Source organism: Weizmannia agrestimuris (assembly GCF_943193165.1).
Classification (GTDB): Bacteria; Bacillota; Bacilli; order Bacillales; family Bacillaceae_C; genus Weizmannia; species Weizmannia faecalis.
Genome location: NZ_CALPDC010000002.1, coordinates 62531 through 75029, shown reverse-complemented (window position 1 = coordinate 75029; position 12499 = coordinate 62531). Strand labels below are relative to the sequence as shown.

Annotated in this window: 11 protein-coding genes; 6 read left to right on the top strand and 5 right to left on the bottom strand. The window is 51.8% G+C overall.

Annotation, left to right across the window (positions count from 1 at the left end; translation table 11 throughout):
• The first annotated feature begins 14 nt into the window (after positions 1-14).
• The 4 genes from NFR98_RS01675 (at position 15) to NFR98_RS01660 (ending at position 4476) form a co-directional block, all read left to right on the top strand.
• The gene (locus tag NFR98_RS01675) at positions 15-665 is read left to right on the top strand and encodes a 5-bromo-4-chloroindolyl phosphate hydrolysis family protein (protein WP_014098097.1); all 651 of its coding nucleotides are present in this window, start codon (positions 15-17) and stop codon (positions 663-665) included.
• A complete protein-coding gene (locus tag NFR98_RS01670) occupies positions 662-1870 on the top strand; it encodes a toxic anion resistance protein (protein ID WP_251459554.1) in 1209 nt (402 codons plus the stop codon). The genes NFR98_RS01675 and NFR98_RS01670 overlap by 4 nt, the downstream gene beginning before the upstream one ends.
• A gap of 198 nt (positions 1871-2068) precedes the next feature.
• Positions 2069-2992, top strand: coding sequence for an alpha/beta hydrolase (locus NFR98_RS01665; RefSeq protein ID WP_046720761.1), 924 nt, complete (start codon positions 2069-2071; stop codon positions 2990-2992).
• 74 nt (positions 2993-3066) lie between these two features.
• The gene (locus NFR98_RS01660; RefSeq protein WP_251459552.1) at positions 3067-4476 is read left to right on the top strand and encodes a glycoside hydrolase family 18 protein; all 1410 of its coding nucleotides are present in this window, start codon (positions 3067-3069) and stop codon (positions 4474-4476) included.
• 150 nt (positions 4477-4626) lie between these two features.
• Here the strand turns inward: NFR98_RS01660 and NFR98_RS01655 are convergent, their stop codons facing one another.
• The 3 genes from NFR98_RS01655 to NFR98_RS01645 all read right to left on the bottom strand — a co-directional run bounded on the left by NFR98_RS01655 (position 4627) and on the right by NFR98_RS01645 (position 7149).
• A complete protein-coding gene (locus tag NFR98_RS01655; protein WP_251459550.1) occupies positions 4627-4968 on the bottom strand; it encodes a YolD-like family protein in 342 nt (113 codons plus the stop codon).
• Positions 4965-6200, bottom strand: a complete 1236-nt coding sequence (locus tag NFR98_RS01650; RefSeq protein WP_014098092.1) for a DNA polymerase IV — start codon at positions 6198-6200, stop codon at positions 4965-4967. The genes NFR98_RS01655 and NFR98_RS01650 overlap by 4 nt, the downstream gene beginning before the upstream one ends.
• Positions 6201-6351: 151 nt before the next feature.
• Positions 6352-7149, bottom strand: a complete 798-nt coding sequence (locus NFR98_RS01645; RefSeq protein ID WP_251459548.1) for an SDR family NAD(P)-dependent oxidoreductase — start codon at positions 7147-7149, stop codon at positions 6352-6354.
• Between the two features lie 500 nt (positions 7150-7649).
• On the opposite strand from NFR98_RS01645, the gene proC reads away from it, so the two are divergent.
• The gene (gene proC, locus NFR98_RS01640) at positions 7650-8477 is read left to right on the top strand and encodes a pyrroline-5-carboxylate reductase (RefSeq protein WP_251459546.1); all 828 of its coding nucleotides are present in this window, start codon (positions 7650-7652) and stop codon (positions 8475-8477) included.
• 41 nt (positions 8478-8518) lie between these two features.
• On the opposite strand, the gene rnz is transcribed toward proC, so the two are convergent.
• Positions 8519-9436 (bottom strand): ribonuclease Z, encoded by a 918-nt coding sequence (gene rnz, locus NFR98_RS01635; RefSeq protein ID WP_014098089.1) that lies wholly within the window; start codon positions 9434-9436, stop codon positions 8519-8521.
• Between the two features lie 269 nt (positions 9437-9705).
• Here rnz and zwf point away from each other — a divergent pair, with 269 nt between their 5' ends.
• Entirely contained in the window at positions 9706-11205 is a 1500-nt protein-coding gene (gene zwf, locus NFR98_RS01630) for a glucose-6-phosphate dehydrogenase (RefSeq protein ID WP_251459544.1), read from the top strand.
• A gap of 70 nt (positions 11206-11275) precedes the next feature.
• Here the strand turns inward: zwf and NFR98_RS01625 are convergent, their stop codons facing one another.
• Positions 11276-12487, bottom strand: coding sequence for a DNA polymerase IV (locus tag NFR98_RS01625; RefSeq protein ID WP_251459542.1), 1212 nt, complete (start codon positions 12485-12487; stop codon positions 11276-11278).
• Positions 12488-12499: the final 12 nt, after the last annotated feature.

Genomic DNA, 12499 nt, shown 5'->3' with positions numbered 1-12499 from the left:
CAGGGGTGTCGATTATGAAATTTTTTATGGGTACGGTGATTCGCACCGTGATAACCATTTCTAGCGTTATCCTTCTCTTTCTCGTCATTTATTTTTCATCCGGCCATCTGTTCTGGCTGTCGCTTTTGCTTTCGCTTGTCGGCGGCTTTCTGATCAACCGGCTTGTGAAGTGGCAAATGTTGCGGGGTTTTCTGAAAGCGCAGCAGCTAACGCGGAAAGATTATCAATATATCCGGAAAAACCTGAAAGAAGCGGACGAAAAAATCAGGCGACTGCAAAAAACCTTTTTATCCGTTCGTTCCATTAGCACGTTCAAACTTTTTTACGATATGAATAAAGTAATCAGGAAAATACAGGCACTGGTCAAAAGAGAGCCGAAACGTTTCTATCAGGCTGAATCTTTTTATTTTTACCATTTGGATTCCATGACGGAGCTTGCGGAAAAATATGCCCTCCTGCAATCCCAGCCTGTAAAAAACAAAGAAATGGCCGTGCAAATCCGGGAAACGGAAGAAACGTTAAAACAATTGGGACGCGAAACAGAGAAAGATCTGTACCATATGCTGTCAACGGATATGGATGAGCTCGATTACGAACTGGCATACGCCAGGCACACCATCGAACGCAAATCCCCTTCCCGGCATGAAAGGAGTGCAAAAAAATGAACGCAGACAAAGAACTTTGGCAGGAACCAACAGGCGGCGGGCTGGATGATCTGCTTGCCGATCCGTTCGGCACGCGTGACGCCATGCTGCCGGATGAGGGACAGAAAGCGGAGCCTGTCACTGAAACGAAACCATCACGCCTTGTGGACATGCTGCCGGAGGAAAACCGGCAAAAAGCATACGAACTCGCAAAGCAAATTGACCCTTCAAACCACCAGGCCGTCATTTTATATGGCACACAGGCGCAATCGAAGCTGCTAAATTTCTCACATGCCATGCTTGACCAAGTCCAGAAAAAAGATATCGGGGAAATCGGCGATATTTTAAATGATTTGATGAAAAAACTTGAGCAGGTGAATCCCGAAGAACTTGTCCCAGAAAAGAAAAACTTCTTTTCCCGCATGTTCGGCAAAATTTCCAATTCGGTGCAGGAACTGCTTTCAAAATACCAGAAAACAAGCGCGCAGATCGATCGCATCAGCGTGAAGCTCGATCTCTCGAAAAAGACGTTGCTGAAAGATATCCAGCTGCTCGAACAGCTGTATGAAAAAAACAAAGATTATTTCCATGCGCTTAATATTTATATTGCAGCCGGCGAGCTTAAGCTTGAGGAACTGAACACAAAAACGATTCCTGAAATGAAGAAAAAAGCGGAAGCAACCGGCGACCAGATGGCCTTCCAGGAAGTCAACGACATGGTCCAGTTTGCCGACCGGCTTGAAAAACGGCTGCACGACTTAAAATTAAGCCGGCAAATCACGATCCAAAGCGCGCCGCAAATCCGACTGATTCAAAACACAAATCAGACGCTGGCTGAAAAAATCCAGTCCTCTATTATGACGGCGATCCCGCTATGGAAAAACCAGATCGCGATTGCCCTGACGCTCATCCGCCAGCGCCATGCGGTCGAAGCGCAAAAACAAGTGTCCAAAACGACCAATGAACTTCTGTTGCGCAATGCCGAAATGCTGAAATCGAACACGATCGAAACGGCGCAGGAAAATGAGCGCGGCCTTGTCGACATTGAAACGTTGAAAAAAACGCAGGAAAGCCTGATTTCAACGCTCGAAGAAACGCTGCGCATCCAGCAGGAAGGAAGAGCCCGGCGGTTCCAGGCCGAACAGGAACTGGCGACGATGGAAAACGAACTGAAACAAAAACTAATGAACTTGAAAGGACCGGGGCCGGATGCCGGGGCGTCCTGACCAAAACGGGCAAAACGGCAACAGACCGGGCCGGCGGACGGAAAGCCTGCTGCCGCTTTCAAACAAAGATCCATCCGGAAAAGCGGCAGGAGCCTGAAAATAAAACCGGCGCAACCGGAAACTTGCGCCGGTTTTTTCTTTCCGCTTATTAAAGCGCATCCGGCATCCTTTTTTACTTCAACATGCGGAGGGATTTTGATGAAAAAATGGTTTTCCCTGCCCGCCACGGCGGCGGCGCTTGCTGCAGGCGGGCTCGGCTTTTACATGTCAGAGCGGGTGATGCATATCCGAAAAAAAGACGACAGCCTCGTCATAAGCCGAGAAGTGGCCGCGAAAAGGCTGGATCTTAAAGCGTACGAATCATTGCCGAAAGAGGAAGTTTTGATTCCGTCCCCATTCGGTTACAAGCTCAAATCGGTTTTTGTGAAACCGTTCCCCGAGTCGAAAAAATGGATGATTTTTTGCCATGGCGTGACGGAAAACAAAATGAATTCCGTTAAATATATGAACCTGTTCCTGAAGCGGGGCTTTAACGCTGTCCTCTACGACCACCGCCGCCACGGGGAATCCGGCGGCAGTACAACGAGCTACGGGTACTATGAAAAGCATGACTTAAAAGCGGTGGTGGATGAACTTCTCAGGCGCGAAGGGGACGGCATCTTTTTCGGGATTCACGGCGAATCAATGGGCGCCGCCACGCTCCTGCTGTATGCCGGCGAGCTTTGCGGCCGCGCCGATTTTTACATCGCCGACTGCCCGTTTTCCTCGTTCCGGGCGCAATTGATCCGGGAATTTACGCGGGAAACGCGGCTGCCCGGAAAATGGTTTTTTCCGCTTGCCGATTTTTTTGTCCGCATCCGCGACGGCTACTCGCTCCGCCGTGTGTCGCCGATTGATGTAGTCGGCCGGATCAAACAGCCGGTCCTCTTTATCCACAGCGCCAAGGACGACTACATTCTGCCCGGGATGACCAAAGCGCTTTATGAAAAGAAAAAAGGGCCGAAACAGCTGTTTATTGCCGAAAACGGCGCCCACGCCCAGTCGCTCAACTTAAACCGCGAACAGTATGAACAGGTGATTGATGAATTTCTTGAAAAAATGGCGGCGTCCCGTAAGCTTTAATGCCATTTTTTGCGAACGTCCGCCCATGTTGCTGAATATGGTATAGGAGCCTATCAAAACAGGGAGTGTCCATGATGGAAATCTATACCGTACAGCAAGGCGATACCCTTTGGCGGATTGCAAACCGCCTCGATGCCGATCTTGCCCAGCTTTTTTTGGCAAACGGGCTGACTGCATCATCCCCGCTCGTTCCCGGCCAGGCGCTTGCCATTCCCGACCGATTCTTTCAGTACATCGTCCAGGAAGGGGACCAGCTCGGCACAATCGCCGCACGCCTCGGCGTTTTGGCACAAGCGCTTATAAACGCCAACCAACTCCGCAATCCCGCCTCGCTTTTTCCGGGGCAGGTGCTTTTTATCCCCTACCGAAACCATACGGTAAAACAGGGTGAAACTCTGTACGGCATTGCCCGTACTTACGGGGCGGACATGGGGGCCATTATGCAGGCGAACCGGCTTCCCGGCACGGCTCTTTCCGCCGGCCAGGTGCTGCGTATACCCGCACCCCGCCGCCCTGTGAAAGAAGTCAATGCCTATACAACCGGGTTCGGCGCTGCGGGCACCGCTGAAGTTTACCAGCTTGGGCCTTATTTTACGTACTTGTCCCCTTTCCGTCATACGTTCCGTGAAGATGGCAGCCTGACGCCGCTCAACGACCGCTCCGTCCTTCAGGCAGCGGAAGCAAACGGCGTCCTTCCGCTTTTAATCCTGGCCAATTTCACCTCGGAAGGATTTAGCTCCGATCTGGCTGCCCGGCTGCTTCGCAATGAAGCATTGCAGGAAACTTTGATCAGCAATCTTCTCGTCACGATACGACAAAAAGGGTACCGGGGAGTCAATTTTGATTTTGAATATGTGTATCCGGAAGACCGCGACCGTTATACGGCGTTTCTCAGGCGCGTCGTCCGCCGGTTCCGCCCGGAAGGACTGCTCGTCTCGACTGCGCTTGCGCCGAAAATTTCCGGCACGCAGCCGGGCCTGCTTTACGAAGCCCACGATTACGGCGCACACGGGGCCATCGTTGATTTTGTCATTTTGATGACGTATGAATGGGGATGGGCCGGCGGCAGGCCGCGAGCCATCGCCCCGATTCCTGAAGTGAGGCGTGTCCTTGATTATGCCGTTACTGTCATTCCGCGGAATAAAATTATGATGGGGGCGCCGCTTTACGGGCGTGACTGGAGAATCCCGTGGCGCGCAGGCACAACGGCGCGCACGATCAGCCCGCATGAAGCCCTTTCCTTGGCGGCACGGTACGGGGCTGACATCCGCTACCACCCGACCGACCAGGCGCCTTATTTCCGTTACACCGATGCATCAGGCCAGCAGCATGAAGTCTGGTTTGAAGATGCGCGCAGCATGCGGGCAAAAATCAATTTGCTAAACGAATACGGGCTGCGTGGAATCAGCTACTGGGTGCTCGGCAACCCGTTTCCCGAAAACTGGGTCGTACAGCAGGCACTCATTCAGGCAAGAAAACGGTAATCCGCAACAAAGCGTACGGATGCCCTAAGATTGATTTCATAAATGCTGCTTCTTGCTGCAACAGGATGCGTCCAAACCGCCGGTGCTGCATTTTTCTGCATCGCCCGCACGAAAATCCATCCGGCAGGCTTTTTCAGGCTTGCCGGTTTTTCATGCCCAGTCCACTTCTGTCACCGCGGAAAGTTTGATCGATATCCGCTCCCCTGTCTCCCCTGCCAGCTCCAGCTTTTTTTCGAGCGGCCGGAATTTTGTAATGGTACCGGTGGCGGTAAAGAAATTTCCCGCTTCAAAGAAACGGACCGTAACCGGCACGCGCAGCCGGCAGGCAGATATGAGCATATGGTTCATCTCTTCAAGCTGCTGCTCATCGAGTTCGGGCTTTGCCTGTTTTTCCTGTTCTTTCTGCCATTTTAAAAGTGCCTGCTTATGCTCGGGCAAAAACATGCGTGACCCTTCCCAAAGTTTGTTACCGCGCTGCAGGTATCCGCTCATTTGTAATGCCCTCCTATCTTTTTGGCACGTTCAAGCGCCTGGCCGGCATCAAGCAGCGACACGGCGCGGATGACGGCGCCGGAACCGTATTTCTGCTTGATGCGGTCGACCGCATACCCAATCTTTCTTTCCCCTTCCCTGTTTTCAAACAGATCAAGCTGCCGGATATCATCCCGCGACAGGCGCGACAGCCCGACGCTGATACGGCGGACCGGATTTCCGTCCCAAAACGAAAGAAACAGCCGGCACGCCGCCCGGTAAACGTCCATTGTCCCGTTTGTCGGCGCCAGAAGCGTCATCTGGCGGTGAAAGCCGGACGGATGGGCATAATCCGCCCCCTGGCAGCCGACCGAAACACAAGCGCCCATGACGCCTGAAGTACGCGCCCGGAAACAGACTTCCTCGCAAAGTTCAAGAAGGGCAACTTTGATTTCATGCTCAAAATCGGCGTAGTCGCGCGGCAGCGTCATCGCATGCCCGATCGCTTTCTGTCCGACGTGCGATTCTTTCGAGACGGGCGACTCATCAATGCCGTTTGCCGTCTCCCACAGTACCTGGCCGCCAATCCCCCACCGTTTTTTTAAAACAGAAAGTGGAAAGCAGGCAAGCGCACCGATTGTATAAATGCCGAGCCGCTTCAGATGCTGCTCCATCCGGCTGCCGACACCGAACATCCTGCCAACCGGCAAAGGCCATAAATGCGTTTTGAGATGATGGTGATCCAGTTCAAAAATGCCGGTTTTGTTTTTCTTCGCAAAATGGTCGCACGCCATTTTGGCCAGCACTTTGTTCGGCCCGATCCCGCAGCGGGCATACACGCCGGTTTCTTCCATGATGTCCCGCTGGATTTGCGCGGCGATCTCGCGCGGCTCTCCGAACAGTCGCCTGCTGCCCGTTACATCCATGAACTGCTCGTCAACGGAATACGGTTCAACCATATCCGTATAGCGGGCAAGAATCGAAGAAATCTGCACCGATACATCGAGATAGCGCTGCATGCGCGGCCGAACAATAACGGCATCCGGGCAGAGCTGCTGCGCTTCCCACAGGCGGAGCGCATTCTTCACGCCGCGCTTTTTCGCGAGCGGGCAGGCAGCGAGCACCACCCCGGACCGGCGCGCCGGATCCCCCGATACGATCACGGGTTTATCCCTGTACGCCGGATGATCGGCTTTTTCCACACTTGCATAAAAAGACTGCATATCGACGAGAAAAATCACACGCTGGCTCATCTTTCAACCCCTCTTACCTTAGAAACTAAGCAAACAACACGAACTATAGTTCTTATTCTATTCCTCATTATAAACGAATATACGTTCTTTCGCCAATTGTTTTTTTAGGCAGAGGGGCTATATTTTTCCAAAACGCGCATCACACCGGCTGCTATTTTTTAAAGAAAGCCTGCCGTCCGAGCCTTTCCACAAGCCCGGGGAAAAGCGCATGGATGGTAGCGGATGCATTCATCCATTTTGGCGCATTGATTTCACGCCGATTTACAAGCATCGTATCCGTTATTTTTTCTGCAAGTTTTTCGGGATCCAGCATCCATTTTTCAATATTTTTCCGGTAGGTGCCGGACCGGTCGGCGATGTCGAAAAAACCGGTTGCAACCGGGCCGGGATGAACGGCTGTCACATAGACGCCAAAGCGCGCCATTTCCATGCGGAGGCTGTCCGTAAAGCCGCGCACTGCAAACTTGCTGGCCGCATAGACGCTTGATTTCGGGGTCGCCATTTTGGCCGCCTGGGAAGCGATATTGATAATATGGCCGGCACGGTTTTTTTGCATATGCGGGACGACCGCTTTGGTGCAGGCAATGAGCCCGATGACATTGACATCAAACATCCCCCTGACATCCTCGATGCGGATATCCTGCACTTCATCAAAAACGCCGAAACCGGCATTGTTCACGAGCACATCAATATGGCCGCAGCGGTTGTAAATCGATTCAAAAACAGCAGGAATTTTGCCGTGTTCCGCCACATCGCAGCGAACGGTCAGGCACGAAACCGGGTAAGCTGCTTCGATCTCCGCCTTGATTTTTTCAAGCTTGTCGAGGCTTCTGGCGAGCAGAACAAGGTTAGCCCCGTTTTTGGCGGCGGCAAAGGCGATTTTTTCGCCGAGGCCGCCGGAAGCGCCGGTAATCACGATCGTTTTCTTCCGGATCCGTTTATTTGCCATGTTTCCATCTTCTCCCTTCTATCTTGAAAATTTTCATTCCTCCGCTGGTGCCGTTTGCCGCGGCATGGATGCCTATTCTGAAAAATGGTGCCGGCCGATTTTCATGCTTCCTCCCGTGCCGCGTTCATTGCGGCATGCACGCCTGGTACCATTTTAAAATGGCCGGGCACGGATTTTTTATCTGAAAATTCGCGGAACCGCCCTTGACAACTCCTCGATTTTTCTTCATAATAAGTAATACCATTTTGATAAGCGATCGGCTGTGACCAGGACCAGTAAGCCGGGCATGATGCAAGAGAGCGGGGTTCTCAGGCTGGAAAACTCCGCCATCCGCTGCCCGGCCGAACCTGCCTGTGAGCTGTTTGGCAAAACCAAACCGGATGAAAACCGTTAACCAAATGAGATGCAGGATGGATTCCTGCAATAAAGGTGGTACCGCGGAACATGCCCTTTCGTCCTTTACGGATGAAGGGGTTTTTTGCTTGAAAGGAGGCATTTGCATGAAAATATCATTTATTGGTGCCGGGTCGATGGCCGAGGCGATGATCAGCGGCATGCTTGAAAAAAGAATCGTAAAAGCCGGGGACATTCGCGCCCATAACCGCACGAACAAGAAAAGGCTCCGCACGTTGGAACAGAAATACGGCATCCAGACTGCAAAAGGCCTTAAGCAGCTTTTTGAAGGCCCCGACGTGGTCATCTTAGCCGTAAAACCGAAAGATGCCCCAGATGTGCTCGAATCGGTCCGTCCGCTCATATCTCCGGACACCCTGCTCGTTTCAGTAGCGGCCGGCATCACCATTCCGTTTATCGAAAACAAGATTGGCCGGCATATTCCCGTTGCGCGCGCAATGCCGAACACATCGGCGAAAGTCGGACTGTCGGCAACCGGCATTGCCTTTAACGCCGCTGCGACAAAACAGCACCGGCACCGGGCGTTTGCCATATTTTCGGCTGTCGGCATGACTACGGCCGTAAAAGAAGAACAGCTCGATGCTGTAACAGGGCTTTCGGGAAGCGGACCGGCGTATATTTATTATATCGCCGAAGCGCTCCAGCAGTCAGCTGCAGAAATCGGGCTCGACGCACAAACGGCAAAACAATTTATCCTCCAGACGATCATCGGCGCAGCAGAAATGCTGAAAACTTCAGCAGAACCGCCGGAAGCGCTCCGGAAAGCCGTCACAAGCCCGAACGGCACCACAGAAGCCGCGATCCGCGTCCTTGACGAACGCGAGGTCAAACAAGCTTTCATTGACTGTGTAAAAGCAGCTGCAAAGCGAGCAAATGAGTTATCGAACGCAGGGAAAGAACCCGCAAGAGAATAACCGGCAATAAAAAAAGCGGCAGGCAAGCCGCTTTTTTTGCTTTACAAAACAGGCACTTCCATCAAATCATGGACAAGCAGACTGTCCGGGAATAAAGCTTGCGCTTCCTGCTCAAGCGCCGGCCAGTCTTCTTTTCCGTACCTGGCACTAATATGGGTAAGAAGCAGCCGTTTTGCCCCCGCCTGCTTTGCCGTTTGCGCCGCGTCCGCCGTCGTCGAGTGAAAATAATCATGCGCCATTTGCCCGCTCTCCTTGTTAAACGTTGCTTCGTGAACGAGAAGATCGGCATTGGCTGCGAGCCGGATTTCCGCCTCATTCGGCCTTGTATCGCCAAGGATGGCAATGATCTTCCCCTTTTTCGCCGGGCCGAGATAATCTTTTCCGCTGATCACGCGGCCGTCTTCCAATGTTACCGTCCGGCCTTCTTTCAGCAGCCGGTAAACCGGGCCCGGGCGGATCCCTTCTTTTTTCAATCGATCCGCATCCAGCGCGCCCGGTTTGTCTTTTTCGGTAATCCGGTAGCCGAAGCTTTCGATCCCATGATCAAGCCGCAGCGCACAAACCGTAAAGCGGTCGTCTTCAAATACCGTTCCTTCTTCAATTTCGATGATCTCCAAAGGATATTTCAGACGGGTTTCGCTCACTTTCAGGGAAACTTCCACAAACGCTTTTATGCCTTTCGGGCCGTAAACGGTAAGCGGGCCATCCCCGCCCTGGAACGACCGGCTCCCAAGAAAGCCGGGAAGCCCGAAAATATGGTCGCCGTGCAAGTGGGTGATAAAAATTTTTTCAACTTTGCGCGGTTTGATCGCAGTGTGCAAAATCTGGTGCTGTGTCGCTTCCCCACAGTCAAAAAGCCAGATGGCATTTCGTTCTTCCAGCAATTTGAGCGCAATGGACGTGACGTTTCTTGCTTTGGCAGGTACGCCCGCGCCAGTTCCCAAAAATAAAATTTCCAAATGATGTTCCCCCCTTTCCTGCCGGATCCCGGCCGCACATATAGAACTATCTTATCATAATTTTACGGAAAGGAAACTATTGCATATCATTTGCGTATTTGCCCGTGAAAGTCTAGAATATAGTGACAATGAAATGGGGCCGGAAAACGGAAAAAAATGATTTTTCCCTGCTTTTGAAATGAAATGGCTGCAACAAGGCAAACTATAACCGTATCATGAGACAGGCCGGCCTTAAATCGTGATTTTTTGAACAAAGAGAGGTAAGAAAGATGCAGACAACTGAGACACCGAAATCGTTATTTATGCTTTTTGGCGCAACAGGTGATCTGGCGAAGCGTAAGCTGTTTCCTTCCCTGTACAATTTGTACCGGAAAGGCAGGCTGTCAGAGCATTTCGCTGTGATCGGCACGGCAAGAAGGGAATGGACGGACGAAATCTTCCGTGCGCATATAAAAGATTCCGTTCTGAGCGCGAGAGAACATGCTGAACAGCTTGAAGCGTTTGCCGCTCATTTTTACTATCAGCCGCATGATGTGACAGACAGCAACTCGTACATACAGTTGAAGCAATTGGCGGATGAACTGGATGAAAAGTACCAGCTGGAAGGCAACCGGATCTTCTATTTGGCGATGGCCCCGAAATATTTCGGGACGATTTCGGACCATCTGAAAAGTGACGGGCTTACCGCTACAAACGGGTTTAAACGGCTTGTCATCGAAAAACCTTTCGGGCATAGCCTCGAATCAGCGAAACAGCTGAACAGCCAGATCCGGAAATCTTTTTCAGAAGACCAGATTTACCGAATCGACCATTATTTAGGTAAAGCGATGGTACAAAATATCGAGGTCATCCGGTTTGCCAACGCCCTGTTCGAGCCGCTTTGGAACAATCGTTATATTTCCAACATCCAGATTACATCAAGCGAGATGCTTGGCGTGGAAGAACGGGCGCGGTATTACGAAGCGAGCGGGGCGCTCAGGGATATGGTGCAAAACCATATGCTGCAAATGGTGGCGCTCCTTGCAATGGAACCGCCGATCAGCCTGACAACAAACGAAATCCGGAGCGAAAAAGTGCGGGTGCTGCGTGCCTTGCGCACCATTGAAGGAAAAGATGTGCCGGCATACTTCGTGCGCGGCCAGTACGGTCCGGGCGAAATTGGCGGCAAAAAAGTCCAGGGTTACCGGGAAGAGCTGAATGTAGCGCCGGATTCCAGGACCGAAACGTTTGTCGCCGGGAAACTGATGATTGATAATTTCAGATGGGCGGGCGTGCCGTTTTACATCCGCACCGGCAAACGGATGGCGGCGAAATCGACGAAAATTGTCGTGCAGTTTAAAGATATCCCGATGAATTTGTACTACAATACAAATCATGAACTGAACCCGAATCTGCTTGTCATCCATATCCAGCCGGAAGAAGGGATTTCGCTTCATCTGAACGCCAAAAAACCGGGCCAGCATATGGAAACCACCCCTGTGCAGCTCAGCTTTGCAAGCAGCAGCAAAAACGGTATCAATACGCCCGAAGCCTATGAAAAATTGATTCATGACTGCCTGATGGGCGACGCAACCAACTTTACCCATTGGGATGAAGTCGCCTTATCGTGGAGCTTTGTCGATAATATTTCAAAAGTGTGGGAAAACAAGCCGATTTCATTCCCAAATTACAAATCCGGTTCGATGGGGCCGAAAGCAGCCGATGAACTGCTAGAAAAAGACGGCTTCTTCTGGTGGCCGGTGGAAGATCTGGAAGTCGGGAACTGCTGAGTCTATTAAAAAAGGAACACGCCATCTTTGTGCGTGTTCCTTTTTTATGGAATGTGCCGGAAGCCGGTAATTAAACGCGGGGATCCGGCGGCTTTCCCGCTTCTCTCCCGGTTTGGATAATCTGCTCCCCAAATTTCTTGCGGAGCCGGCTGATTGCCTCATACAGCGGCTCTTTTTTGGCTGCTTCTTCATATGAAAACAGACTCAGCTGTTCTGCTTCCGCCTTCCGGTCCGTTAAACCGGAGGCGGTAATGCCCAAAAGGCGTACGGGCTGCCCGTTCCAGTTCCGGATAAAAAGCGTACGGGCGGCTTGAAACAACGCATCGCCAGTTTCAACCGGCCCTCCGCTTTTTTTGCTCCTCGTCACCGTTTTCCGGTCCGCGTAACGGATCATGATGCCCACATTGGTTGCCGCAACCTCCTTTTTTCTCATCCGTTCCGCCGTTTCATCCGCAAGCTTTTTCAGCACGGCATCGATCCGGTGTTCATCCTCCGTATCCTCAGATAGCGTCACCATCCGCCCAACGCTTTTGGTGACGTTTACGGATTCGGGATCAACAGGACGCGGGTCTCTTCCATTCGCTCTTTCTTTCAAACGGATGCCGCGGATGCCGAGAAGCTGCTTTAAAAGAAAATCATCCGCATGCGCCAGATCGCCGATCGTAAAAAGACCACAGCCGTTAAGCTTTTCCGCCGTTTTGCCGCCTACACCGTGCATCTCGATCAACGGCCGCGGCCATAATAAACGGGGAATATCCCGCTTTCTTAAAATGGTGATGCCCATCGGCTTTTTCATATCCGACGCTGTTTTCGCCAAAAATTTATTCGGGGCGATCCCGATGCTTGACGGCAAATCGAGTTCCGCAAGAATTTGCTGCTGGATCGATTCGGCAATGGCAGGCGGCGTCCCCAGTTCCTCGAGGCCGGTAATGTCCACATAACCTTCATCGATCGAAACCGGTTCGACCAAAGGCGAATACGCGCGGAGGATTGAAAACATTTCGGCGGATGCTTTTTTATACAGATCAAAACGGGGTGGCACGATTAAAAGATCCGGGCAGCGTTTTTTTGCTTCCCAGACCGGCATGGTCGTTTTTACACCGAATTTTCTCGCTTCATAACTGCACGTCACAATGATGCCTTTCCGTTCTTTCGGATTCCCGGCAACGGCCAGCGGCTTCCCTTTAAGCGCAGGGTTTTCCGCCATTTCAACCGAAGCGAAAAAACTGTTCATATCGACATGCAAAATGACACGGCCTTTTTTCGGATAAAATGCTTTCATCTTCACCCACTC